The sequence below is a fragment of the Pseudomonas sp. B392_1p genome, assembly GCF_052245235.1.
Lineage (GTDB): Bacteria > Pseudomonadota > Gammaproteobacteria > Pseudomonadales > Pseudomonadaceae > Serpens > Serpens gallinarum.
The window spans coordinates 1-264 of the sequence record NZ_JBQPXM010000041.1 but is presented as its reverse complement, the minus strand read 5'-3'; the positions used below and the strand labels follow the sequence as shown (position 1 = coordinate 264).

General features: G+C 67.4%; 1 pseudogene. It reads left to right on the top strand.

Annotated elements, in window-relative coordinates:
* Positions 1-264: pseudogene (locus ACTV8E_RS20720) on the top strand (acetyl-CoA C-acetyltransferase); the annotation flags it as partial.

Here is a 264-nt window from a genome sequence, read left to right as displayed (position 1 = left end):
TATCGACACCATGATCCAGGACGGGTTGTGGGACGCCTTCAACGACTACCACATGGGCATCACCGCCGAGAACCTGGCGGAGAAATACGGCCTGTCCCGCGCGGAGCAGGACGCCTTCGCCGCCGCCTCGCAGCACAAAGCCGCCGCCGCCATTGAGGCCGGGCGCTTCGCCGACGAGATCACGCCGATTCTGGTGCCCCAGCGCAAGGGCGAACCGCTGGCTTTTGTCCTCGACGAGCAGCCGCGCGCCGGTACCACCGCCGA